The following is a 25,113-nucleotide window of genomic DNA, read 5'->3' as shown; positions in this document are numbered from 1 at the left end:
GACCCTTCCGAGTGCATCAGACCTCGAGAATCTCCTTCTCCTTGGCCTCCAGGAGCTGATCGATCATATCGCTCTTCTGCCTGGTGATGGTCTCCAGCTCCTTCTGCAGCCGGTTGCCCTCATCCTCACCCAGGTCGCCGTCCTTGACCTTGGCCTCCAGATCCTCCTTGACCTTGCGACGGATGTTGCGAACGGCGACCTTGCCCTCTTCGGCCTTGGTCTTGGCGATCTTGACGTAGTCGCGGCGACGGTCCTCGGTCAGTTCGGGCATGGTCACGCGAATCACGTTGCCGTCACGATTGGGGTTGACACCCAGATCGGAGTCCCTGATGGCCTTCTCGACCGCGCCGGCCTGGGAGGCATCGAAGGGGGTCACCGCCAGGGTCCTGGGCTCGGGCACGCCGATGGAGGCCAGGGCCTTGATGGGGGTGGGTGCACCATAGTAGTCCACCATGATGTCATTGAGGAAGGAAGGATTGGCCCTGCCCGTCCTGATTCCCGCGAAGTTCTCCTTGGTGGCCTCGATGGTCTTGTCCATCTGCGTCTTGGCCTGATCCACCACTGTGGTCATGATCTGCTCCTTGCTGCTGGGTGCATTCCTGCTCACTGCAGGCTCTGCCTGTCAACTACTCTACGGCCTGTGGCCCGCTTGGACCAAGACGGCGGCTGTACGGTCAGCGGGCGGTGTCCTGCCCGTTCATGACCAGTGTGCCGAGTTCCTTACCCTGGAGGGCACCCGTGACGTTGCCGGTCCCCTCAAGTCCGAAGACCCGAATCGGCATGGCATTGTCCCTGGCCATGGACAATGCCGAGGCATCCATGACGGCCAGGTTGTCGACCAGGGCGCGCTGGTAGCTCAGACGGGTGAACATACGGGCCGACGGATCCTTGCGGGGGTCTGAGGTGTAGACACCGTCCACCCCGTTCTTGCCCATGAGCACCTCGGAGCAGTGAATCTCCAAGGCACGCTGGATGGAGACCGTGTCGGTCGAGAAGTAGGGAAGCCCGGCACCGGCTCCGAAGATGACCACACGACCCTTTTCCAGGTGTCGGATGGCCTTCAGGGGGATGTAGGGTTCGGCGACCTGACCCATGGTGATGGCGGTCTGCACCCTGGTGGCCTGACCGGCCTGCTCAAGGAAGTCCTGGAGGGCCAGGCAGTTCATGACCGTGCCCAGCATGCCCATGTAATCTCCCCTGGAGCGCTCTATGCCGGCCTGGCTGAGCTCGGCCCCACGGAAGAAGTTCCCACCGCCGACCACTATGGCCACCTGGACTCCGGTTTTGACGGCCTGGACGATTTCCTTGGCCACGCGCTGGACCACGTCGACATCAATGCCTACCCGGCCGCCGCCGAATGCCTCACCCGACAGTTTGAGAAGCACCCTTCTCGGGGTCGACTGCCCGCCGCTCGTTGCGCCATCCACGATGCTGCGCAGGGAACGTCCTCCGAATGATTCGCTCTCAAGTCTGTCGGATCGGGTCATGCGGGAACCTTCCTTACTGCTGTAAAACCAAGCAAATGGACCGTCTTTCAGGATACCGCTGAAGACCGACAAGCACCCGGCCTCCACCTGGTTTCCCTCCCCCGGACATGACGAGAGGAGGCGACCATATGGGTCACCTCCTCTGAACGGTGAGAATCTACCCGTGCGCAATCGGCACCGGAGCGGATTTACTCCTCCTCGTCACCCTTGCCGACCTCGATGCGGGCGAAGGCCAGGGCCTCGCCACCCACCTCCTTGAAAAGGTCGCCGACGGTCTTGGAGGAATCCTTGACGTACTGCTGCTCGAGCAGGACGCTCTCCTTGAAGAAGGCATTCAGCCTGCCCTCGACGATCCTGGGGATGATCTGCTCAGGCTTGCCCTCGGCCTGGGACTTCTCGGTGGCCACACGACGCTCGGACTCCACCACATCGGTGGGGACGTCATCACGGGAGAGCCACTTGGGATTCATGGCCGAAATCTGCAGGGCCACCTCATGGGCGACCGAGGCACCGGCCTCGTCGGTGGCGATCATGGCCACGATCGACGGGGGCATCTCGACCGACTTGCGGTGGGAGTAAATCTCGACGTGCGGACCTTCGACCCTGGCGACCTGACCGATCTTGACGTGCTCATGGAAGAGGGCACCTGCCTCCTCGACGGTCTCATTGACGGTACCGGCCTTGGAGGGGGCCTTGGCAACCTGGTCGGCATCGGAGGCATCCGCCTTGGCGGCGTCCTCGATGACTTCCTTGCCGAAGTCCACGAACTGGGGGGTCTTGGCCACGAAGTCGGTCTCGGAATTGAGCTCGACGGCGTACCCGATCTGACCCTGGCCGCCATCGATGATGGTGGAGGCGATCAGACCCTCTTGGGCCTTGCGGCCCTCACGGGCACCCGCGGCCTGGATGCCGGTGGCGCGAATGATCTCCTTGGCCCGGGCGATGTCGCCATCGGCCTCGGTCAGGGCCTTCTTGACGTCCATCATCCCAGCGCCGGTCTGGTCACGCAGCTCCTTGATCAGTGCAGCGGTGATCTTTGCCATAACAACTCCTATCTGAACCGTCCCGGCACTCGGTCGGGACGGAAAGAAACGATTTTCTGGTTCACTAAGCCGAAATCACTCGGCCTTGGCGGCCTCTGCCGCAGGTGCAACCGGGGTCTCCTCGGACTTGGGGGCCTCAGCCTCGGCAGCCTCGCCCTCCTTGTTCTCAAGCAGGTTCTTCTCCCACTCGGCCATGGGCTGGTCGCCGGTCTCCTCGGCCTTGGCGGCCTTGCCGGATCGCTCCAGCAGACCATCGGCAACCGCGTCAGCCATAAGGCTGGTCAGGAGTTCCACGCCACGGATGGCATCATCGTTGGCGGGAATCGGGTAATCGACCAGTTCGGGGTCGGTGTTGGTGTCGACCAGGGCCACGACAGGGATACCCAGCTTCTTGGCCTCGGAGACAGCCAGGGCCTCCTTGTTGATGTCGACCACGAAGAGGACGGAGGGGGTGCGGTTCATGTTGCGGATACCGCCAAGCTGACGCTCCAGCTTGTCCTTTTCGCGACGGAGCAGAAGCAGTTCCTTCTTGGTCAGACCGGAGCCGTGGACATCATCGAAGTCCATCTCCTCAAGTTCCTTCAGACGGCCGACCCTCTTGGTCACTGTTTGGAAGTTGGTCAGCATGCCACCCAACCAGCGCTCGGACACATAGGGCATGTTCACCCTGGTGGCCTGGGTCTTGATGGCCTCCTGGGCCTGTTTCTTGGTGCCGACGAAGAGAACGGTGCCGTTGTGGGCCACGGTCTCCTTGATGAAATCGTAAGCCTTGTCGATCAGGTCGAGCGACTTGAAGAGGTTGATGATGTGGATCCCGTTGCGCTCCATCAGGATGTACTGCTTCATCTTGGGGTTCCAGCGACGGGTCTGGTGCCCGAAGTGAACGCCGGCCTTCAACATCTCGCTCATGGTGATCTGTGCCATGTCATTGCCTTTCATTGTCGGTTATTGCCTGGCCATGTGCGCCTGCGTGCAGCCCCGAACAGGGCCGACCGACACAGGGCGTCGCGGACATGACGCGATGTACGTGTGCCTGGTTGGATACAGGATTGTAAAAGACCACCCGTGACAGTGGCTCTCACCGAATGGCACACGAGTTCCTACTATACCACCTGCAGTTGATTTCAATGCAGGGCCGAACCGGTCTCCGGAGCCACTCACCGACCCGATCGAAGCGCCTGCATGGCCTTCCGCCTGACATCCTTCTCCAGGCGGTCGATGTAGACATGCCCATCCAGGTGATCGCACTCGTGCTGGATCATCCGGCCCATGATCCCCCGCCCCTCAAGTGTGATGGTCTGCCCATCCAGGTTGATGCCATGCGCCTTGGCATACTCGGCCCTCCTGGTCGGGTACCAGAGGTCGGGCAGGGAGAGGCATCCCTCCTCACCGTACTGCTCACCATCGGTCTCGTCGATGACCGGGTTGATCATGTACCCCACCTTGCCGCCGACGTTGTAGGAGAAGACGCGCAGACTCACACCGATCTGGTTGGCCGAAAGGCCGGCCCTGCCCGGGTCGTCCACCGTGTCGACCAGGTCCTGGACCAGGCTTCTGACGGCCGGGGTGATGGTCTTGACCGGGTCGCAGGGGGTGCGCAGCACCGGATCGGGGACCACTCTGATGGTACGGATTGCCACTATTCTTACTCCTTGCCTGTGCTGTCTTCCTGGTCATCCCGGTCGGCCTCGCAGCGGCCCTCGTCGTTCGCGTCAGGCCGTGTATCGGCCCTGGTTTCACGGAGCATACCGGAGACGTTGGCCAGGGAGTCGCTCACGGTCGACTTGGCCTTGGCCACCAAGGGATTGGCATTGACTGCCGACTTGCCCGAATTCCTCGGAGCATAGAGGACCCTGTCGATCACGTCGGCATACTGCTTGAGAACCTCCGGCCGGACCACTTTCATACTGGGGGTCAGGGTCTTGTCCTCCTCGCTGAAGTCCTTGTCGAGGATGACGAACTTCCTGACCGATTCGGCCCGGGAGACGTTGCTGTTCGCCTGATCCACATACTGCTGGATGAAGGCTCGGATGGCGTCGTTGCGGCTGGCCTCCTCCATGGTCATGTTGGCATCCAGGCCCTGGGCGGACAACCATGACTTGAGCATCCCCTCGTCCAGGGTAAGGATGGCACCGATGAAGGGCCTGCCATCACCGACCACGACGGCCTGGGAGACGATCGGGCAGGTGCAGATGGCGTCCTCGAGCGGGGCAGGACTGACGTTCTTGCCACCGGCCGTGATGATGACGTCCTTCTTCCGGCCTGTGATGAAGACGAAGCCCTGGTCATCTATCTGCGCCAGATCACCGGTGTGGAGCCATCCGTCCTTGTCCAGAACGGTCTTGTCCAGCCCGTGGTTCTTGTAGTAGCCCATGAAGACGCTGGGACCCTTGACCATGAGTTCGTCATCATCGGTCAGCCTGACCTTGATGCCCGATCCGGGCCGTCCGACGGATCCGACCTCGTTGGCATCCTCGAAATTGACGATGCAGGGGGCGGCCGTTTCGGTCATCCCATAGCCCTGGATGAAGGTGATGCCGTCGATCCCGTTGAAAAAATGGGCCAGGTCGGCATTCATGGGGGCGCCGCCGCAGGCCAGGTAGCTCAGGTTGGAACCCAGGGCGGACTCGATCGTATTGCCGACCGTCCTGGTATAGAAGGTGTGGGCCAGTCGGGTCAGGGGCGAGTGGCCGCGCCCGTCCTGCTCATCCTTGGACCACTTGGTGAAGTGCCGGGTGGCCTTGGCGAAGACCTTGCCGGCCAGACCGGTGCCGGCCTTCTGCGAGGCGGCGTTGTAGACCTTTTCGAAGACCCTGGGCACGCCGAGCAGGTAGGTGGGCCGGAAGGTGCGCAGGTCGGTCAGGAGGTGCTTGGCGTTGGAGACGTATCCGACCACACCCTGGGCGCCTATGGCCACGTACTGGATGTAGCGGGCGAAGCAGTGGGCCAGGGGCAGGAAGAGCATGAGTCTGGACGGAGCCGCCAACATGTGGTAGAGCACATCCCAGCCGACGAAGACGATGTGGACGAAGTTCCGGTTGGAGAGCATGGCCCCCTTGGGCTCTCCCGTTGAGCCCGAGGTGTAGACGATGGTGGCCAGGTCGTCGGCCTTGACCTGGGCGATGGCCCGGTCAAGACGTTCGTCGGTGACGGACTGGCCGAAATCGCTGACGGCATTCAGTCCGCCCTCCTGGAAGTTGAAGACATACTTGAGATTGGGCGAGGATGCTCTGACCTGCTCCAGGATCTGGGCATGGTCGGAATCACCGGCGAAGGCCAGGACGCAGTCCACGTCCTTGACGATCTTCCGGGCCTGGCGGGCCGAATCCGTCTCGTAGATAGGGACCGAGACCGCTCCGATGGCTGCACAGGCGAAGTCGGTCACCCCCCAGTCATAACTGGTTGGTGCATAGATCACCACCGTGCTGCCCTTGGTGACCCCCAGGGCGAGCATTCCCTTGGCCACGGCACGTACCCGTTCCGACATTTGGCCGGCCTTGACGTCGTGCCAGTTCCTGGTCATCGGATCCTGCCATTGGGCCACCAACTCGTCGGGATCCCTGGCCGTGCGTTTGGCAAGGAGTGAATAGATGGTGTCTTCGTCGGTCGTGGGATGCTGAATTTCGACCGTATATTCGCGCAACATAGGTTCCATCATATGGCGGCTACCCGCCAAGAGGACGCCCTACCCCATGTCGAGCTCGGTACAGACCCACCGAGAACCCAATAGCCGCACGACCTCGTTGGCCAGCATCGGCAGATCGCCGACCATGAATCTCAAGGTGACGTTATATGCCTTGGGCGAGGATCTGAAAATCTCCACGCTTTTGGGTATGAGTGGCAGATGTATCTCGGCCCCATCCTCCCCGACCGCAGCCACCCCCAGCCTGGTGGTCCCCAACAGACCGGCAAAAACACGCAGCCGCTGCCTGCATTGATAGGTGCATGCGCGTTCCAGCGGTTTCAACGGAAGCCTCCCCCGAAGGAATTCGAACGATCGGACAACCAGGGAACACAGACTTGATACGAAGGTCTCCATGGTCCGACCGTCAGTGACTTCTTCGGCACCAAAGGTGTTGATCGTCCTTACCTTGACGGGAATCTTCGACTCCCCGATCAGGATGGTCTCCTCGTATCCGCTCCTCCTCGGCACGGACATTCCCGACTCGTCCTGACCGATGGCCGGTTGATTCTGCTTGTCTTCCCAAACCGGAGCAAGATTGATTTCATTTGTCATAGTCATCACGCGTCATATGACGCACTCCTCCCCCGAGGAACAATTTCACCACAAAGCCTCCTGGAGGAGTCCAGGTAGGCCCGAAACTTAGTGTCAACGCTATGGAAGTGAGAGGGAAAAGTAAAGTGTGAGTTAAATCACATTTATTTAACTTGACACTCAGACCTGGGGTGAGGCTTTATCTTGCGTCAAGAGGAATCGGTCTGCCTGCAGGCGTATCACAGCCGGTCAGGACAATCTGAACCCCTGACCGACAACCCCACGAATCAGATCTGGACACCTGCGGTTACGGCGACCTTGCACCGTTGGAAGCTCTTTACGTCCACGTATCCGGTCGAGGCCATGGCACGACGGAGTGCGCCAATCATGTTGAGACTGCCGTCGGTCCTGCTGCTGGGTCCGAAAAGGATCTCATGCAGGTCACCCACCTGGTCGACCTTCACCCTGCGGCCCCTGGGCAGCTCGGGATGATGGGCCTCGGCACCCCAGTGCATACCCCGTCCCGGTGCATCATTCGCCTTGGCCAGGGGGGTGCCCAGCATGACCGCGTCGGCACCCATGGCCAGCGCCTTGACGAAGGAACCGGAAGTACCGGTCTCCCCGTCCGCGATGACCTGAACATACCTGCCACCGGATTCGTCCAGATAATCCCTGCGGGCCTCGGCCACATTGGCGATGGCCGTCGCCATGGGCGCCTGGATGCCGATCGTGGCGCTGTCGGTGGATGAGGCCCCGCCTCCGAACCCGACCAGGACACCTGCCGCACCGGTGCGCATCAGGTGGAGTGCGGCCTGATAGGTGGCCGCACCGCCCACTATGACCGGAACATCCAGATCGTAGATGAACTGCTTCAGGTTGAGGGGTTCATGGGTGGTCGACACATGCTCGGCCGAGACCGCGGTGCCGCGAATCACGAAGAGGTCCACACCGGCATCCACCACGATGGAGTAGAACTCCTGAGTGCGCTGGGGCGACAAGGCCCCGGCCACGGTGACCCCGGCCTGGCGGATCTCATGAAGCCGTTCGGTAATCAGCTCGGGCTTGATGGGCTCCCGGTACACTTCCTGAATGACCTCGGTGGCCTGGTCCGGGTCCGCGTCCGCGATGCGCTCGAACTGGGGTTGTGGATCCTCATACCGGGTCCACAGACCCTCCAGGTCCAGAACACCCAGTCCACCCAGCCTGCCCAGTTCTATGGCGGTGGCTGGACTGGTGACCGAGTCCATGGGGGCGGCCACCAGGGGGATGTCGAATTCATAGGCATCCACCTGCCAGGCGGTCGATACGTCCTTGGGATCGCGGGTGCGCCGCGAGGGGAGGATGGATATGTCATCCAGGGTGTAGGCCACCGTGGCCTTCTTGCCGAGACCGATTTCAGTTTCCTGTGTCATGACTACCAAGGATAGTGCCCCGCAATGACCCCGCAGTAAGCGCCATGGCCATCCCTCCCTCTCCTGCTACGGGCAGGTTACGTCCCTGTGACCGGGGGAAACATTGGGGGTCTACATATGACTGGTGATGATGTGACCGGTGATGTAGCATGCACCATCCATCCCGGTCGGATTGATGTCTCAGTTGCTATGCAGAGGGAAGGTCCCATGAAGAAGATCAAGGTCAAGGGCCGCATCGTCGAACTGGACGGTGACGAGATGACCCGGGTCATATGGAAAATGATCAAGGACCAGCTGATCAGGCCCTATCTGGACCTGGACCTGGACTATTACGACCTGGGCATAGAGCACAGGGACGCTACCGATGACCAGGTGACCATCGACGCCGCCAGAGCCATTCAACGCGAACATGTGGGTGTCAAGTGCGCTACCATAACCCCGGACGAGGCCAGGGTCAAGGAATTCGGGCTGAAGAAGATGTGGAGGTCACCCAACGGGACCATTCGCAGCATCCTGGGCGGGACCATCTTCCGTGAACCGATTGTCATCAACGGGATCCCCCGCCTGGTCCCAGGCTGGACCAAGCCCATCGTCGTGGCCCGCCATGCCTTCGGCGACCAGTACAAGGCCACCGACTTCAGGGTCCCCGGCAGGGGGCGCCTGACCGTGACCTTCACCCCGGAAGACGGCGGTCGACCGATGGAACACCTGGTCTACAACTACCCCGGGGCGGGTGTGGCGCAGGTCCAGTACAACCTCGACCAGTCCATAACCGACTTCGCCAGGGCCTGTTTCAACTATGGACTGATACGACACTACCCTGTCTATCTGAGCACCAAGAACACCATCCTCAAGGCCTACGATGGGCGCTTCAAGGACATCTTCGCCATGATCTACCAGGAGGAATACCGGGAACGGTTCGAGCAGAAAGGGCTGACCTACGAGCACCGCCTGATCGATGACATGGTGGCCTCCTCCCTGAAATGGCCGGGCGGTTACATCTGGGCCTGCAAGAACTACGACGGGGATGTGCAATCCGACTCGGTGGCCCAAGGGTTCGGGTCCTTGGGGCTGATGACCTCCGTCCTGATGACCGCGGATGGACGCACCGTCGAGGCCGAAGCCGCCCATGGCACCGTCACCCGGCACTACCGCCGCTGGACCAGGGGAAAGGAGACCTCGACCAATCCCATCGCCTCCATCTATGCCTGGACGGGTGGGCTCAGGCAGCGGGCGAAGCTGGATCGAACCCCGGAGGTTGGGCAGTTCGCCAGGACCCTCGAGGATGTGGTCATCCAAACCGTGGAATCCGGCAAGATGACCAAGGACCTGGCCGCTCTGGTCGGCCCCACCCAGCCCTGGCTGAACACGGAGGACTTCATGCAGGCCCTGTCCCAGGGGCTTGCCAGGCGAATCAGCCAGGGGCTGGACTAACCCGGAAACCCGCCCGGCTGTCGGGAGCGGATGTGAATAACCGCCGTCTTTGCCATCCCGCCCTGGTCTACCCATACAATGGGAAGCCGGAACCCGATCTCCGTCGGGTTCGAATCGGATCCTAGGGAGCGGATGTGAAACGGTCGGGTGGCAACAATCGCGCAAACGGTGTCCTGGCAGTGTTGGCTTCCCTGGCCCTGGTCCTGACGACCGGGGCCTGTGGGATGCAATCCACCGGCCAGACGAGGGCAACCCCTACCACCACCAAGGTCTCCGACCCGGGGAATGTGGCCATCTTCACCCCCTCGGACGGCATCACCCTCTCCCAGCACACCCCGTTGAACAAGTGGGCCGCCCTGGTTCCCGAACTCAAGGACGGACTGGCCAAGCATCATATCGACGGAAAGCGGGTCACCACCTTTACCGACTCCAGTCTCGATGATCAGAGCAAGGACCTGCAGGACTATGTGGTCTCGCACCTGGCCGGCGGGAATAAAAGAGGGAAGGCCGTCTCCCCCACCACCCTGGTCATCGCCCCCTTCACCTCCCCCGATTCCATCACCCGACAGTATGGTGACTATGTGACCCAGCCCCAGATCAAGACCGGGCATGACGGGTCCTCCGCGCAGGACACATCCACGGGCGACTCGCCTGAGACGGGATTCTCCGGGACCGGGTCTCCCACGACCGACTCCTCCGACGAGGAAACAACCAAGAAGCCATCCAGCAAATCCTCCTCCGATAAGGAAGAGGGCGAATCCAAGTCCTATGACCGACTGGTCTCCTCGCTGAAGCTCGCCAAGGAGGCAGGGATGCACGTGGTGCTCCTCGCCAATGACATTCCCGAACTGTCGCCGGACCTCTTCGTCGACATGTCGAATGCTCGAAGCATCGGCGAGTTCCAGGCGACGAAACTGGCCAGCAAACTGGAGCTGGACAAGGCCAGCAAGGACAATCCGGTAAGGATCGAGGTACTCCTGCCCAGGCGTCCGGCCGACGAGGAAACGACCGGTACACAACAGGCCCGGAATGACCGGGAGACCAACCAGGAGACGAATTCCTTCCCCCGCCAGGCCTTCGCCGGCATCTGGCAGGTGCTGGGCCCCTACTTCAAGGACGGGCGGGCTGTCAGCCCTTCGGGACTGCTGACCAAGGAGACCACCGATAAGGACTGGATGGCCGTGACCTTCGACCCGGGCAAGGATGCGTCGGCCACCAAGAAGGAGGTCGCCGCCCGTCTGCACATGGACTCGCAGAGCAGGACTCATACGGCAGTAGACGGGATCCTGGCCATGAACGACTTCATCGTCTCGGGCGTCGTGTCCGAATTGGGCGACCTGGGATACACCGGGTCGGCCGCCGACATCAATCCCGAGATCTCCATATCCGGCATCGTCGGATCCATCACCGGCAAGCATGACCTGCACAGGAAAAAGGTCCCCAAGCCCGCCCAGGGCGAGGCACCACGCCAGGATGCGGACCCCACACAGCCGGATCAGGGGGCGTCTCCCCAGTCGACGTCCAAGGACGGGACCCGGGCAAAGTCGGATGACAATGCGGACCATTCAGCCTGGCCGATCATCAGCGGATATGGGGCCTACGTGGACAACATCCCGCAGATCGTCGACGGGGAACAGTGGATGACGGCCATCGAAGACAGGAAGGGCCTGGCTGCGGACATTGCCGCCGTCTGCGAAAATCTCAACAAGGATGGCACCCTGCCGGGCAACCTTCCGGCCGTGGGTCAGGAAACCCTCTCCGGTCGTAAGGTGAACCGTCTGACACGCCCCCAGGTTGCCGTCTCGGCATCCAACCTCAAGAGCACCCTGATCGACACCAACTACATCAAACCCGCCGAAGCCGGTCTCTGAGAGGGGCTGACAGGGTGTGGTCGCACACCAACCAGAACGAGCCGATTGCATAGGGAACTTCCCGGCCAGGCATCAAGTTCCCGAAGGCGGTTCTCGACGGACCCTACCGGACGGGCAACCGGGGAGAATCAGTGCTTGTTCCCGTATAAATCTCCTTGTCGATCAGATCCCTGTACCGCTCCATCACATCCTTGCGGCGTGGCTTGTAGGTCGGGGTCAGAAGACCATCCTCCTGGGTGAAGTCCTCGTCCAGTATTCTGAAACGACGAATGGACTCGGCCTGGGAAACCTGGGCATTGGCGGCATCAACGGCTCGCTCGACCTCGGTCCTGATGATGGGGTTCGCCACTGCCTCGGTCATGCTCCCGACCGGCTCCGCACCCTCGGACTGGAGCCAGCGGTTGGCCTCATCCAGGTTCAGGGTGATCAGGGCGGCGATGAAAGGCCGTCGATCGCCGATGACCATGCACTGGCTGATGACCTGAGAGGATTGCACTGCGGTCTCCAAGACAGCCGGCGAGATGTTCTTACCGCCCGCCGTGATGATGATCTCCTTTTTGCGCCCGGTCAGCTGGATGAATCCCTGGTCGTCGATGCTGCCAAGATCCCCCGTCATGAGCCAACCATCACGAATCTGCCGTGTGGTGATCTCCGGATGGTTGTGATACCCCAGACAGACGTCGGGGCCCTTGATGCAGAGTTCGCCCTCCTCGTCGATGGCCACGGTGATTCCCGGCATGGGCAGACCAATGGTGCCGATTCGATAACCTTCGGTCGGGTTGACGGCGACGGGTCCCATGGTCTCGGTCATACCATAGCCCTCCAGGAGGGGAATCCCGATGCCGTTGAAGAAGTGGGCGATGCCGTCATCCAGGGGGGCACCTCCGGATATGCCATATTGGACGTTACCTCCCAAAGCTTCCTGGATGGGCTCGTAGACGGTGCCCGTGTACATGACGTGCTTGGCCCTGAGCGCCATGGGAACGCTGCCGCCCTCCTGCTGGATCCGTGACCACTGCCGGGCCACCTTGACGGCATCCAGGAAGATGCGCCCTCTGGTGCCGGTTCCGGCCTTCTGGGAGGCCGCATTGAAGATCTTCTCGAAAACCCGGGGCACGGCAAGAATGAAGGTGGGCTTGAAGGTCTGCATATCCTGGAGCAGATTCTTGATGGACCCCGTCAGCCCCAAGACCAGGTCGGTACCGATGGCGAAATACTGCAAGCAGCGGGCAAAGGCGTGCGCCAGAGGAAGGCAGAGCAGGAGGCGCCTATCGGGACCCAGGCAGATGTCGGGAACGGCCTGGATGCCTGACCGGATGGTGAAGATGATGTTGCCATGGCTAAGTTCAATCCCCTTGGGGCTGCCGGTTGACCCCGAGGTGTACACGATGGTGGCCAGATCATCACCCCTGACGGCAGCGACACGGGATTGGAAGTCCTCCTCGGACACCCCGTTGCCATAGGCGGTCATGGTGGTCAGAGCCCCCCGGGAAATGACATAGACATCGTCCAGGTAGGCGCACTGGGAACGGACCAGGTCCACCTTGGTCTTCATCTCCTCGTCCTCCAGGAAGGCCATGACGACGTGGGAATCGTTGAGTATGCGCCTGATCTGCGCCGGCGAGTCGGTTTCATACACCGGAACGGTGACGGCACCGATGGACATGATGGCCAGGTCCAGAACCGTCCACTCCCAACGGGTGTGGGAGATGATGGCCACGGAATCCCCGGGCTTGATCCCCCTCGCGATCAGCCCCTTGGACAGATCGACGACCTTGTCTTGAACCTCCTTGGCGGTCATGGTGCACCAGCCCTGCTTGGACCTGTACTGGATGAGGGGGAGGTCGCCTTTCCTGTGGACCCTGTCCTGCAGGACGGAAAAGACGTTGGAATCACTGTCAATCGGTTCTTCCAGGGGACGGGTGAATTCCTTCTGCATGATTGCTCCCTGCTCGTTGCACTATGATTATCGATTCTATCCCGACCATGTTCGCCATTGCAGAAGGGGCCCATCTTGTTTGCATATTCCCCCCAGTACCTGAACTGATGCATCCGGTATGCCGTTGTCGCCGGACCAGAACCATACCGGCCAGTCATCAACCGGGTTTGAGGAGGATGCGGTGCCGGTCCACCTTGGACATCGGATTCAGATAGTTCCTGTCGACGGTTCGCAACCCCCAGTGCAGACAGACACCATCGCAGTGGTCCGAATGGCCCTGAACCGTTCCCCACACCGCGCCACGTTCGACCCGGTCGCCGGAATGCAGGGATGTTCTTGCCGGTTCAAAGGTGGAGACCAGGCTTCCAGCAGATCCGTGACGTATGGACACCACCGACTTTCCGGACACTGTACCGGCGAAAACGATGGCCCCCGCTTCCGGCGCCAGTATCAGGGCATCTTGATCGGCAGCCAGGTCCACCCCCCTATGCCCGGGAAGCCAGTCATGCGCCGGCCTATCGAATTTCCTGACCGGCTTCGACGCCGTACGGTCATCCGTGGTCCTGACCGGACGCACCCACCCTGCCTGGCAACCTCCGAGGTCTGCAGCACCTGCGCTTGTTGGACCGGGACTTGCGGTACCGACCTTGCCGGTCTCAAGTGGTTCCCCGGCATGGACCTCGGGAAGAAGATGACCGAAGGGTACTGTACAGGCGCAAAGAAAGCAACAAATGAAAAGCCTGTGGACACCCTTCCAGACCCTCAATCCTGTTTCCCCTGACAGCTTCGATGCGTTGCCCGGCCTTGCCGCCTTCCATAGGGTTTCACAGCCCATCACACGCCTCCTTTTCATATTTCCTGGAACCAGTCTGATCCACGACATGAGGCATCGACCATTGTTGCGGCCCAATGTGGTCGAGGGTGAATTCTCGATAAGCCCCCCCAAGAGGCAATCGATCGTTTTCCACCGGGAGCAACCACGTGAACTGATAATTGGCCACAGCCCGGAACAATCAACAAGCCCGGTGATTCGTCAGATTCCGAAAAAACAGCCGGTGGTTTTGCGCGCGGAATCATGCCCGGTTCAGACCGGGTCAGGTTGTTGGACCCGATTGATGATTTGTGGAAAACCCCCCACCGGCAAATCGCACACGATACAACCGGGAATCGACTGGTCAGGCCTGCCCAAGCAAGCAATACCGGGCCCCAAGAGCCTGTGTGGTCCGAATACCGAGTGCGGTGGGGAAGGCGAACCAAGCGAGTCACACCAGGTTGGAAACAGTCCACAACAGGCCGCCCCTTCCCCTCACCACGACGGGAAATCGCCCCTATCGTGAATGTCGGTTTGAGGATGAGACAGTGACGAACAGATCACCCGAACCGCACAAGGAAGATAATCCTCGAGGAAGAGAGCAGGTATGGCTACAAGGAAGCGCGAGTCACAGGACCAGGATGCCCGTGTGATCGTCCATGATGAGGATGGACAGTTCCACCTGACCAATGGCCTGATCAGCTACATCATGAAGGTCGACGGGGAAGGCAAGCTGCTCAACCTCTACTTCGGCCAGGCAGTAGCCGACAGGGAGAGCTTCGCCCACCTCATCGAACTCCAACACCGCCCCACCGCCACCTGCCGGATCGAGGGCGATATGACCTACTCCCTGGAACACCTACGCCAGGAGTATCCGGAATACGGGACCGGCGACTACCGTCAGCCCGCCATCTCCGTCCGACAGGAGAACGGTTCCACCCTGACCGACCTTCAGTACCTGGACTATGAGACAATCGAGGGCAAGCCCGAACTTGAGGGACTGCCGGCCACCCGGGCCGGCGAGGACGAGGCAACTACCCTCAGAATCATCCTCAGGGACGGACTCACCGGACTCAAAGTAGCCCTGAACTACACCATCTTCGACGGATCCCCCATCCTGGCCCGTTCCGCCCGGATCATCAATGAGGGGAATCAGCATCTTGTGGTCGAGCGGGCCATGAGCCTCAGCCTGGATATGCCCGACAGCGACTACGACATGACCATCTTCTCAGGGGCCTGGGCCCGGGAACGCCACCCGCACACCCACCACCTTCATGAGGGGATTCAGGAGATATCATCCCTGCGCAACGCCAGCGGCCACTTCCTGAATCCGACCGCCATCCTCTCCCGCCCTGGCACCAACGAAACCATGGGAGAGACCATGGGCATCGGTTTCGTCTACTCTGGCAATTTCGATCTCCACGCCGAGGTTGACACCTATCGGGTGACCCGCATCCAGACCGGCATCAACGACGCCAACTTCGCCTGGCGTCTGGCCCCCGGCCAGGACTTCCAGACCCCCGAGGCCCTGGTCTCCTGCACCACAGGCGGCTATCAGGCCATGAGCCAGGCCTTCCATGCCATGGTCCGCGACCATCTGATTCGTTCCCCCTGGAACAAGCGGGCACGTCCGGTCCTGATCAACAACTGGGAGGCCACCTACTTCGACTTCAATGAGGATCGCCTGGTCTCCATCGCCTCCAAAGCCAAGGAGGCCGGCATCGAACTCTTCGTCCTGGATGACGGCTGGTTCGGCTCACGCAATGGCGATACGGCGGGTCTGGGCGACTGGATCCCCAACAAGGAACGTCTCCCCCGGGGCCTGACCGGCCTGGCCAAGAGAATCAACGACATGGGAATGAAGTTCGGTCTCTGGTTCGAGCCGGAGACCGTCAACAAGGACTCAGACCTCTACCGTGCCCACCCCGACTGGGCCATCCACACCCCGGACCGGCACATGAACCACGGCCGCAACGAGTTCCTTCTGGACTTCTCCAACCCCGATGTGGTCGAGAACATCTACCGGCAGATGCATCACATCCTCTCCACGGCCAATATCTCCTACATCAAGTGGGACATGAACCGCTTTGTCTCCGAAGGATTCGACACCACTCGCGGGCCCCAATCCCAGGGCGAGTTCCATCACCGCTACATCCTGGGGGTCTACGACCTTCTCCAGCGTCTCCTGGATGCCTTCCCCGACCTGCTGATCGAAGGCTGCGCCTCAGGCGGCGGCCGCTTCGACATGGGGATGCTCTACTACACCCCACAGATATGGTGCTCTGATGACACCGATGCAGTGGAGCGGATGAAGATCCAGTACGGCACCAGCTTCTTCTACCCGCCCAGTGCCATGGGTGCCCACGTCTCCATCGTGCCCAACCACCAGACCGGCAGGGTCACCCCAATCAGGACCCGTGGCAATGTGGCCCTCTTCGGCACCTTCGGATACGAACTGGATCTCGGCACCCTGAGCGAGGAAGACATGGAGGAGGTCCATCGTCAGGTCGCCTTCTACAAGGAACACCGCCAGGTCCTGGCTACCGGCTCCTTCTATCGCCTGCGGGCACCCTACGGAAACCACAGGTGCGCATGGATGGTGGTCTCCGAGGACAGACGCACCGTTATCATCGGCGACTACACCATCCTCCTCGAACCCAATGGCCCTTACACCAGTCTGAAACTCCAGGGCCTGGACCCTCAGGCGGACTACCGAATCACCTGCACCGGCCCCTCAACCATCCAGGGTCTGACCCTGCGCGGAGACGAGCTGATGCGGGTCGGCATGGTGGACTCCGATGCTGCCTCCGGCGAGATGGGTGGGGTCAACCCCCTGGGGAGCACCAAGGACTTCGATTCACGTCTCTTCGTCCTTCAGGCCGACTGATCCCGCCGCCTTCGGTCCATGACCCATGGGTATGGACCGTCAAACCCTGTAATTGCCACATCAAGGAGCACAATCAATGAAATCAACCAGTTCCAGCCAGAGCGCCCTAACCAAGGCAGCGATCCTTGGCATATCGCTGATGCTGACGAGCGCACCGGCCATCAACGGGGCCCTGCCGGCCATGCGCCATGACCTGCAGATCGGCACGGCACAGAACGAGCTCCTCTCGACCATTCCCAGTCTGGCCGTCATCGTCTTCATCCTCCTCTCCGGCCTGGTTGAACGTCACTTCGGCACCAAACGGACCATCTTCTGCGCCATGATCCTGGCCGGGGTCGGTGGGGCCGCCCCCATGATCGCCACCACCTACCCGCTCATCTTCATCAGCCGGCTCCTACTGGGGTGCGGACTGGGACTCTACAACTCCCTGGCCGTGAACATCATCAGCGAGCTCTACCAGGGTGACACCAGGGCCACCCTCCTGGGCTACCGCGGATCCATGGAGAACATCGGCCAGTGCCTCCTGACCATCCTGGCCGGGCTCCTGCTCTCCCTGGGCTGGCACTGGTCCTATGCCATCTACCTCCTGGCCTTCCCCCTGGCCATCTTCTTCTATCTGACCGTGCCGGAACCCGATCGGACCGACATTGCCGAAGAGGCCGAGAAGAAGGCGGAGCATGCAGGAACGGTCACCACCGACAAGGACCACCTCCACCCCTTCGTCTGGGTTCTGGTGCTCTTCGCCGTTTTCATGGTTCTCGATTCCCTGTGTTCCACCCTGAGATTCCCCTCCATTGCGGTCGGTATCAAGGGCGAGGGATACAACGCCAGCTTCTTCCTTTCCCTGATGCCCATCCTGGGGATTCTGGCGGGATTCGTGTTCGGGTGGCTGAACAAGCGAATCGGCATCGCCGTGCTCTACATGGGTGTGGCCCTGTACGTGGTGGGCAATGTGCTTATGGCACTGTCCATCCACAACTTCGCCTTCGCCCTTATCGGCATGATGATCATCGGCATCCCCGGTGCCTGGTGCTTCCCCTACATCTATACGACCATCGGGGAGATCATGAGCCCCAAGATGGGCACCATCGCAACCTCGCTGGTCCTGATCGGCTGCAACATCGGCAACTTCGTCTCGCCCATCTTCATGGGCCTGGTCAGCAACATCTTCGGCACCGATTCACTGACGGCCCCCTTCATCATCCTGGCGGTCATCTTCGCCCTGATTCTGGTTGGACTGGGCATCCGAAACCTCCCTCGCACCATCAGACGCGTCTGATTCATCTCTCAGTGGGAAACAGCTGCCCGACCTCTAGGATGGTCGGGCAGCGAATCGCAAACCCACGACCTTCTTCGCCGACCTCTTCGCAGGGCCCCGGCCGGGAGGAGTGGGCCCATCATCGGGGGTCAACAATGGAGAATGCGGTCTGGTTCATACAACAGCCGGTGGAAAGCGCGCAGAACATCACCTTCGCGGTCTGCGGCATCTCGAGGACCCAACCCGGGCACTCCTTCGGTCCGGCCCTGCGAACCACCGACATCGTCCACATCGTTCTGGGAGGTACCGGGTCCGTCAGGGTCAACGAGACCGAATACCACCTTCACAGGAAGGACGGTTTCGTGGTCGGCCCGGATACCCCCATCGAATACCACGCCTCCGAGAGGAACCCCTGGACCTACCTGTGGATGGGCTTCAACGGTACCACCCAGCGCGATACCCTGACGAAGATCGGCCTGGACACCAGCAGGACGGTCTTCCATGTGGACGAATTCAAGCCCTTCCTCTCACTGGTCACCGATTGCTTCTCCTACACGGATGGCAGCGTCGGTGATGCACTGAAACTCAACTCCCTGGCCTATGACTTCCTCCACCAGCTGGCCCGGCATCTGGTGTCCAGCGGCGGGCTCAAACAGAACGCCGTCACCGGCGACGAGGTGGTCCAGAGGGCCGTCACCTACATAGCCCGCCACCATCAGGACGGTGTAGGCCCCTCGGACGTGGCCGAGGGCTTGCATGTGGATCGCAGTTACCTCTCGCGGCGATTCCACCAGGTCATGGGAACCACCATGCGTGAATACATAGAGGGCATCCGGATGGACGAGGCCTACGATCTGATAGCCATGACCAACATCCCGGTTCAGGAGACGGCCAGGCGCTGCGGCTTCAAGAGCAACGAACAATTCAGCCGAAAGTTCAAGGACCGGACGGGAACCACCCCCTTGGAATACCGACGGGTCCGGACACGCACCCATGATGATCTGAACATCGACATGGATATCCTCAAGGCCCTGCTTGAGCGCTGACCCGGCAAAATGAAACAATGCGGACCATTACCGCCCACCATCACGATATAAAAAAGCCGCCGGAAGACCGGCGGCCATCGAGCTCCCGCAGCTGGGCTTGAACCAGCGACATTTCGATTAACAGTCGAACGCTCTGCCAACTGAGCTATGCGGGAATATCCCGTTCAACTCTCGCTGAACACAGTTTCAATATCTTATTCCCCAGAACGGCTTGAGGCAAATTGGCGTGTCGATTGGTCGACCCGTCCAATCGTGCTACATGACTATTGTATCCATGGGCATCGCCGAGTCTATGGAAAAGCCCGGAGAGGATGGACCGATGCCGGCCTTGACCAGGTTGACGCCCAGCATGGCCACCATGGCCCCGTTGTCGGTACAGAGTTCGATCCGCGGAATCCTGACCTTGATGCCCTCCTGGCCCCCGGCCTCCTGGAGCCTTGCCCTCAGCTGCGAATTGGCGGAGAAGCCGCCCCCCACGACCAGGGTGTCGGAATCGAACCGCCGACAGGCCGCCATGGCCTTCCTGGTCAGGACGGTGGCCACGGAATCGGCCAGGGATGCGCAGACATCGTCCACGGGAATCTCCCGCCCGGCCGCCTCCTGCCCTTCGATCCAGCGGGCTACAGCGGTCTTGACCCCCGAGAAACTGAAATCATAAGGATGATCGGCGCCGGCCCTCCCCTTGGTCAGGCCCTGGGGCACCTGGATGGCCTTGGGATTCCCAAGACGGGCATGCCTGTCGATGTGCGGCCCCCCAGGATATGGGAAGCCGAGCAGACGGGCGATCTTGTCGAAGCACTCGCCGGCGGCATCATCCAGGGTGGATCCGACCACGTCCACCTGCCGGGATATGTCGCCAACGTGCAGGAGGGAGGTATGACCCCCGGAAACGATCAGGGCCAGGGTGTCGTCGGGGAACGGACCGAACTGGAGCTGGGTGACGGCTATATGCCCGATCACGTGATTGATGCCGTACAGGGGCTTATTTGCGGCCCAGGCCAGGGCCTTGGCACCGGAAACGCCCACGGCCAGACATCCCGCCAACCCTGGTCCGGCGGAAACCGCTATGGCATCCACCTGGTTCAGATCCATGTCGGCCTCCAGGAAGGCCCGGGAGACCACCGGCACGAAGGATTCGGTATGGGCACGCGAGGCTATCTCGGGAATGACACCGCCGTAACGAGCATGCTGATCCATGGACGAAGCCACCACATTGGAAAGCAACCGATCCCCCTGGATCAGGGCCGCAGCGGTCTCGTCGCAGGTAGATTCGATGCCCAGCACCACAGGCTCACTCATTGTCCGTCACACTCTCCTTACCCAGGCCATTCCTGTCGCCACCCACCGGGCCAAGGCTCCTTGGCAGATCCTTGACCATGGTAAAGGCATCAATCCCCTCCGGCTGGTAGTACCGCCGCCTCAGTCCCATCTGCCGGAACCCCATGTTCCGATAGAGTCCCAGGGCCGGATCATTGTCCACACGAACCTCGAGAAACATCTGTCCCGCGCCCTGCTCCCTGGCCTGGTCGAACAATTCCGTGAGCAGGGACCGGCCCAGACCACGATGACGGGCCGAGGGGGCAACACCGATGGTCATTAATTCCGCTTCTTCCCCATTGAACCAGAAACCCCCGTAGGCAAGGATGCCCCCCTCCTCCTCACAGGCCAGATAGGTCCTGGCGGGGGCATGCAATTCAGCCTGAAGCACCTCAAGGCTCCATGAGGACCCCTGGAAGATCTCCTCTTCCATCCGGGCCAGGACCGGCAAATCCCGCTCTTCCACCTGTCGGATCATCAGGACTTCACCACGTGCTTGAGCGGGTTGGGCACGGACACGTCGGGCCTGCGCAGGTAGAGCGGTTCGACCGTCTCCCCTTCCGGTCCGTCCGGCTCCCGGCTCCTGGCCGACTCCACCATCAGGGCCAAACCTGCAGCACCGCTGTCCAGGAAGGACTCACCTGAGACGAGGGCCTCGGGCAGTAATGCCCGCCAGTTGTCCTCGTACCGCCTCGCCCCGTGCCCGCTGATGACGACCTGGACCGGTTGATCCGATGCCGTGTACTCGTCGACAATCCCCGCGAGCCGATTGGCTATCGCGTCCGGATAATCGATATCCATGGGGGTAAGCGGGCGACCGCCATGGTCAGCCTGGCCGAAGTCGTCATACAGCCGGAAATACAACTGGTGACGTCGTGCATCATTCACGGCCAGGGACAGAATCCGTGTCTTCATTCCCGCCTGATCCGGCTGATCCGTAAGGGAGGTGGTCCCACGCTGGTTCAGGGCCTGCCGGTATGCGAACCGGGCCTGGGGCATCAGAATGTCCTGGCCCAACAATTTCGCCCCTGTGGCATACGCCAGGGCCTTAGCCGTGACTATACCTGCCCTGAGACCGGTGAAGGGGGCAGGGCCCAGTCCGACCACAATCGTGTCCAGGTCCGCGGGAGCCAGACCTGCATCGGCGACCACGGTCGCTATGTTGACCTGAAGATGCTCCACATGGGACTTGGAGTCCGTTTCAACCCATGGCTCGTGGCCCAGCATGCCGACGGTCGACCCGAAGGAGGTGTCGACCACCAGGACCGATTCGTCCACCTTGCTCTTGGAACCATGACCTTCCTGGCCACTCATGCCTGGACCACCTTCCGCAGGGAGTTCAATCTTGATACCCAGGACGAGCCTACCCCACGCAGGGTAACCAAACGCTGTCCCCGGCTGGTCGGTGGCAGATCAGGATCCATTTCCCCCTCCAGGGGTCTGTCGATGATGATTTCCAGACGTTGATCGGCCAAGGCGGATGCCATCTGTTCACCCCATTCCATCAGGACGACCGTCTCCTGTCCGGGTTCCTCCAGTTCCTCATCCAGCCCAAGGGATTCCAGTTCATCAAGAAGCCGACCCACACTGTCTTCACCGGGTTCGTATCCTTCCCCGCCCAGGCGGTAGGCATCCACATGAACCAGATCGACCGCTCTTCCATCAGCCAGACTGCCATGGAGTTCACGGGCAATCGTAAAAGTGGGCGAAACCACCGGCCCATCCACCTTCAGGCCCTTGCCCAGCCCTTGGGCCAGGGTGGTTTTCCCCGCCCCCAAGGGTCCTGAGAGCACGACCACATCGCCTCCGTGAAGATGGGAGGCCACCAGACCACCCAGATCCTGCATATCTGAACTCCGGGGAACGGCAAGGCGCAATTCGCCAGTATCATCACCCACCAGCTTCAGGCTCATACCCTGGCCCTCCCCCTGGAGGCGATGAGTTCAACGGCCCGTTCCAGCGCGTATTCGGGATCTCCGCCATTGGTCTTGCACTCCTCATCAGCGGCGGCGAGTGCTTCGATGCAATCCGCCAGGCCCTGCGAGCTCCAACCACGCAGCTGCCTGCGGGCATCACGCAACTGCCAGTATGCGGACTTGGCCTCTGCGGTGGTGATTGCGCCCGCCTGGATTGCCGCCTGCTTGCCAAGGACCCGCAGCTTCAAGGCCAGGACACCGATCAGGGAGATGGGGTCATTGCCCTGCCCTATCGACGACCTTAGCGCCACGACGGCCCGAGCACCGTGTCCACTCAGGGCAAGGTCCGCCACGACGAACCCGCTGACTGCGGGATTGTCGGTCAGGTAGGAATTGACGATGTCCAGAGTGAGAGGATTCTGGTCGAAGTCATTGCAGAGCTGGGAACACATGGAAGCCAGCTCGGGGGTCCGTTCTCCCAGGACGTCCACCAACCGCTGGGCGGCTCGCGGTTCCACCCGCCGTCCACGCTGTTCGAACTGGGAATAGACGAAGTTGACCCTGGCTTCGAACTTCTTCAAATCCGGCACCTGTTCCTTGACGGCCCCTGCCCTGGCCAACTGGTCCAGAAGACGCCTGGCCCGGTTGCTCCCATCATGTCGGCAGATGACGATGCTGCTGCCCTGCGGATTCTTGACGGCCTCCTTGCAGTAGGCGATCAGAGCATCTCCCAGGGCCTCATCGGCAAGCTGCATATCCTCCATGCGAATCACCGATCGGTCACTGAGCAGGGAGGGACTGACCGCCTCCTCGAAGGTGTAGGAGTCGCAGGTGGCTCCATTGAGTTCCAGGAACTCACAGTCGGGGTTGGCCTTGCAGGCCCGGGCACAGAGTTCCTTGACACGTTGCCCGTTGAGGAAGAGATCTCCGCCGACCACCATCATGACAGGCGCATTTCCTTGTTGAGCTTTCGTCATGGTTCAAATTTCCCCGTATCGCTGGACATTGACAGGTGTCTCCGTCTCTCCTTATCCGGATTCCTCCGGGAGGCGAACCGTGCCGACGATGCCATCTCCTGTGTCTGACGGAACCACCTGCTCACCCTGAACCAGATCGAAGGTCTGAAAGGCAGACCGATTCCATCCGCACCTCCGGATTCCGGATCCAGCACAGCCAATCCCAGCAACCGAATCAGGCGCAGAAAGAGAAGGATGCCGAACTCAGTCAGGACCAGGGCCAACAGGCCCAGGCCTCCCGGCGGCCAGGCCAGCACCCCCATATCCGATCCACCCAGCCAGGTCGCTCCAACCTCCATCACCCCGGTTCCCAGAGAAGACACCCAGGCCAGGCAATGACCCGGACCAGGCCAAACCCATGAGACCATCAGTCCGGCCAGACCGGCCAGGGTGGCAACATCCACCACGGGGGCGACGACCAGATTGGAAATCGGGGAGAAGAGCGATATCTGCGGCGACATGAGAAGCTGAACGGGGAGGGTCCCAGCCTGGGCGGCCAGGGTCATGGCCAATGGTTGGGCAAGGATGGTCGGCATATGATACCCCAGCCGGTCTGAGAGTCCCTCCCCAAGCAAACTGATACCCAACACCGCTGCTGCCGAGAGTGCGAATCCGAAACTGGAGGCCATGGAAGGCTTGGCCATCAGAATCAGGAGCACGCACCAGGAGAGGGCATTTATGGATTGGGACCGACGACCGGCCGTCATTGCCATGGCGGCCGACAACCCCATGGCCTGGGCTCGGAGCACCGAATCAGAGGGGGCCATAATCAGCCCCAAGCCCAGACAGGTCCCCGCCAAGGCCACGCCTGTGAGGAGGGGAGGCGAGCGCAGGGCTCTGAGCAGGCGCGTCAGTACAGCGGCCAGAATCATGAAGTGGCCACCGGAAACAGCCATCAGGTGGATGATACCGGACCGCTTGAAGTTCTCTTTGAGACGGGCCGCATAGACAGGCTCCACCACCTGTTCAGGCCTTGCACCGGACCAATCGTCGGCAACCATTCCCTCATTGCCCAGCATCCCCATGGTCAGACCCGGCACCAGCACACTGCCCTGGTCGCTCAACTGCCGTGTCTGCACCAGAAAGGCCTCCTGCATCCGTGTGACCATTGCGTACAGATGTCCAGGCCGGTCCAATTCCCGCATCGGACCATCCTCGGCCTCGACCCATAGGGGATTACGTCCGAAGGCCGATGCCGTCAGGAGACCCTTGATCAGGTAGCGCCCAGCCTGGCCCATCCGACAGGCTCCTCCCCTGGCATACAGGATGACCTCCTCCCCAGTGGGCATCCCAACCCCACCGGCCAGCATGAAGTCCATATGCAGGGTTGCATGGCAATCCCAACCCAGCCGTTCCGAAGCCGCCATCGGTGACACCAGGCGGCCTTGAACCTCGACCCGGATCTTTCCTCTCATGGCCTGACGGTATGCAGGTCCAGACCGTTCGGCCACCTGGGCGAC

General features: G+C 61.2%; 21 protein-coding genes and 1 tRNA gene. 5 read left to right on the top strand and 17 right to left on the bottom strand.

Translation table 11 applies throughout. The features are described 5' to 3' along the window. Positions 1–16 precede the first annotated feature (16 nt). From frr to AACP59_RS01825, 8 genes are all read right to left on the bottom strand, one after another. Complete coding sequence (frr, locus tag AACP59_RS01860) at positions 17–571, bottom strand: ribosome recycling factor (RefSeq protein WP_297316502.1); 555 nt, start codon at positions 569–571, stop codon at positions 17–19. A gap of 103 nt (positions 572–674) precedes the next feature. Continuing rightward, entirely contained in the window at positions 675–1,487 is an 813-nt protein-coding gene (gene pyrH, locus AACP59_RS01855) for a UMP kinase (RefSeq protein WP_339349617.1), read from the bottom strand. A 188-nt stretch (positions 1,488–1,675) separates the two neighbouring features. Continuing rightward, complete coding sequence (gene tsf / locus AACP59_RS01850; protein ID WP_297316477.1) at positions 1,676–2,530, bottom strand: translation elongation factor Ts; 855 nt, start codon at positions 2,528–2,530, stop codon at positions 1,676–1,678. 75 nt (positions 2,531–2,605) lie between these two features. Continuing rightward, on the bottom strand, positions 2,606–3,454 hold the full coding sequence (gene rpsB / locus AACP59_RS01845; RefSeq protein ID WP_297316476.1) for a 30S ribosomal protein S2: 849 nt from the start codon (positions 3,452–3,454) through the stop codon (positions 2,606–2,608). Between the two features lie 233 nt (positions 3,455–3,687). Next, positions 3,688–4,170 carry a peptide deformylase gene (locus AACP59_RS01840; protein ID WP_297316475.1) on the bottom strand — a complete coding sequence of 161 codons (483 nt, stop codon included), beginning with the start codon at positions 4,168–4,170 and terminating at the stop codon, positions 3,688–3,690. Positions 4,171–4,175: 5 nt separating this feature from the next. Next, positions 4,176–6,176, bottom strand: a complete 2,001-nt coding sequence (locus tag AACP59_RS01835) for an AMP-dependent synthetase/ligase (protein ID WP_339349616.1) — start codon at positions 6,174–6,176, stop codon at positions 4,176–4,178. A 39-nt stretch (positions 6,177–6,215) separates the two neighbouring features. Next, positions 6,216–6,773: a hypothetical protein gene (locus AACP59_RS01830; RefSeq protein WP_297316473.1), complete on the bottom strand. Its 558-nt coding sequence runs from the start codon at positions 6,771–6,773 to the stop codon at positions 6,216–6,218. A gap of 260 nt (positions 6,774–7,033) precedes the next feature. Then, on the bottom strand, positions 7,034–8,158 hold the full coding sequence (locus AACP59_RS01825) for a GuaB3 family IMP dehydrogenase-related protein (protein ID WP_297316472.1): 1,125 nt from the start codon (positions 8,156–8,158) through the stop codon (positions 7,034–7,036). Between the two features lie 207 nt (positions 8,159–8,365). Between AACP59_RS01825 and AACP59_RS01820 the strand changes: the two genes are divergently transcribed. Next, on the top strand, positions 8,366–9,592 hold the full coding sequence (locus AACP59_RS01820) for an NADP-dependent isocitrate dehydrogenase (protein ID WP_297316471.1): 1,227 nt from the start codon (positions 8,366–8,368) through the stop codon (positions 9,590–9,592). A gap of 134 nt (positions 9,593–9,726) precedes the next feature. Further along, positions 9,727–11,463, top strand: a complete 1,737-nt coding sequence (locus tag AACP59_RS01815) for a substrate-binding domain-containing protein (RefSeq protein WP_339349614.1) — start codon at positions 9,727–9,729, stop codon at positions 11,461–11,463. A 103-nt stretch (positions 11,464–11,566) separates the two neighbouring features. Here AACP59_RS01815 and AACP59_RS01810 read toward each other — a convergent pair whose 3' ends face one another. Together AACP59_RS01810 and AACP59_RS01805 are read right to left on the bottom strand one after the other, a co-directional pair. Beyond that, positions 11,567–13,402 carry an AMP-dependent synthetase/ligase gene (locus tag AACP59_RS01810; protein ID WP_339349613.1) on the bottom strand — a complete coding sequence of 612 codons (1,836 nt, stop codon included), beginning with the start codon at positions 13,400–13,402 and terminating at the stop codon, positions 11,567–11,569. Positions 13,403–13,559: 157 nt separating this feature from the next. After that, positions 13,560–13,979: a M23 family metallopeptidase gene (locus AACP59_RS01805; RefSeq protein WP_339349612.1), complete on the bottom strand. Its 420-nt coding sequence runs from the start codon at positions 13,977–13,979 to the stop codon at positions 13,560–13,562. Between the two features lie 841 nt (positions 13,980–14,820). Between AACP59_RS01805 and AACP59_RS01800 the strand changes: the two genes are divergently transcribed. From AACP59_RS01800 to AACP59_RS01790, 3 genes are all read left to right on the top strand, one after another. Continuing rightward, positions 14,821–17,100 carry an alpha-galactosidase gene (locus tag AACP59_RS01800; RefSeq protein WP_339349611.1) on the top strand — a complete coding sequence of 760 codons (2,280 nt, stop codon included), beginning with the start codon at positions 14,821–14,823 and terminating at the stop codon, positions 17,098–17,100. A 76-nt stretch (positions 17,101–17,176) separates the two neighbouring features. Further along, positions 17,177–18,379, top strand: a complete 1,203-nt coding sequence (locus tag AACP59_RS01795; protein WP_297316466.1) for an MFS transporter — start codon at positions 17,177–17,179, stop codon at positions 18,377–18,379. A gap of 134 nt (positions 18,380–18,513) precedes the next feature. Then, the gene (locus tag AACP59_RS01790; protein ID WP_339349610.1) at positions 18,514–19,404 is read left to right on the top strand and encodes an AraC family transcriptional regulator; all 891 of its coding nucleotides are present in this window, start codon (positions 18,514–18,516) and stop codon (positions 19,402–19,404) included. 82 nt (positions 19,405–19,486) lie between these two features. On the opposite strand, the gene AACP59_RS01785 is transcribed toward AACP59_RS01790, so the two are convergent. The 7 genes from AACP59_RS01785 to AACP59_RS01755 all read right to left on the bottom strand — a co-directional run bounded on the left by AACP59_RS01785 (position 19,487) and on the right by AACP59_RS01755 (position 25,020). Then, positions 19,487–19,559, bottom strand: a tRNA-Asn gene (locus AACP59_RS01785). 100 nt (positions 19,560–19,659) lie between these two features. After that, positions 19,660–20,703, bottom strand: coding sequence for a tRNA (adenosine(37)-N6)-threonylcarbamoyltransferase complex transferase subunit TsaD (tsaD, locus tag AACP59_RS01780; RefSeq protein WP_339349609.1), 1,044 nt, complete (start codon positions 20,701–20,703; stop codon positions 19,660–19,662). Beyond that, a complete protein-coding gene (gene rimI / locus AACP59_RS01775; protein ID WP_297316463.1) occupies positions 20,696–21,199 on the bottom strand; it encodes a ribosomal protein S18-alanine N-acetyltransferase in 504 nt (167 codons plus the stop codon). The genes tsaD and rimI overlap by 8 nt, the downstream gene beginning before the upstream one ends. Continuing rightward, the gene (gene tsaB, locus AACP59_RS01770) at positions 21,199–22,035 is read right to left on the bottom strand and encodes a tRNA (adenosine(37)-N6)-threonylcarbamoyltransferase complex dimerization subunit type 1 TsaB (RefSeq protein ID WP_339349607.1); all 837 of its coding nucleotides are present in this window, start codon (positions 22,033–22,035) and stop codon (positions 21,199–21,201) included. Before tsaB ends, rimI begins: the two co-directional genes overlap by 1 nt. Then, a complete protein-coding gene (gene tsaE / locus AACP59_RS01765) occupies positions 22,032–22,634 on the bottom strand; it encodes a tRNA (adenosine(37)-N6)-threonylcarbamoyltransferase complex ATPase subunit type 1 TsaE (protein ID WP_339349605.1) in 603 nt (200 codons plus the stop codon). The genes tsaB and tsaE overlap by 4 nt, the downstream gene beginning before the upstream one ends. Then, a complete protein-coding gene (gene holA, locus AACP59_RS01760; protein ID WP_370465953.1) occupies positions 22,631–23,614 on the bottom strand; it encodes a DNA polymerase III subunit delta in 984 nt (327 codons plus the stop codon). The genes tsaE and holA overlap by 4 nt, the downstream gene beginning before the upstream one ends. After that, a complete protein-coding gene (locus AACP59_RS01755) occupies positions 23,611–25,020 on the bottom strand; it encodes a ComEC/Rec2 family competence protein (protein WP_339350065.1) in 1,410 nt (469 codons plus the stop codon). The genes holA and AACP59_RS01755 overlap by 4 nt, the downstream gene beginning before the upstream one ends. Positions 25,021–25,113 lie beyond the last annotated feature (93 nt).

The sequence above is a fragment of the Bifidobacterium indicum genome, from assembly GCF_036987015.1.
GTDB classification, from domain to species: domain Bacteria; phylum Actinomycetota; class Actinomycetes; order Actinomycetales; family Bifidobacteriaceae; genus Bombiscardovia; species Bombiscardovia indica.
This window is presented reverse-complemented; position numbering and strand designations above follow the sequence as displayed.